The 378-nt window shown below is 60.3% G+C and carries 1 protein-coding gene; it reads right to left on the bottom strand.

All coding sequences use genetic code 11. The features are described 5' to 3' along the window. Positions 1-177: 177 nt before the first annotated feature. Positions 178-378 (bottom strand): IS607 family transposase (locus ACYP5B_RS34605; protein ID WP_459572650.1); only part of this gene is annotated, 201 nt, incomplete at its 5' end.

Below are 378 nucleotides of genomic sequence, written 5' to 3'. Positions count from 1 at the left end.
ACGCATACCAGCCGCCAGCAGTCACTTCCTTGCGGATGTCGGCCGCACTCTTGCCGACGTTCCCCAGCGCGCCGTAGCGACGCCAGAGGTCCGCTCAGACGAACGCCGTCGCCCTGCACACCGCGCGAAGCGCAGGCACGCACGACGACGTCCCATAGAGAGTGCGGGTGACGGTTGTCATTCCAGGATTTCCTTCGGTACCTTGCTACCCGGATAGTCTTCCTTGATCTGCTTTTTGTACTTGCGCATGCCGTCCAGGCGGCATGAGAACGTATGGACGACGGCAAGCAGGTCCTCAACCATTTCCTGCTCTGGCGACAGCGATTCCTGATTAACCACGATGATCTCGCAACCGTTCTCGCGCGCAAGATGGTCGAG

It is taken from the genome of Cupriavidus sp. 8B (assembly GCF_054589115.1).
The sequence above is the reverse complement of the archived record's forward strand: the minus strand, read 5'-3'. Positions and strand labels throughout refer to the sequence as shown.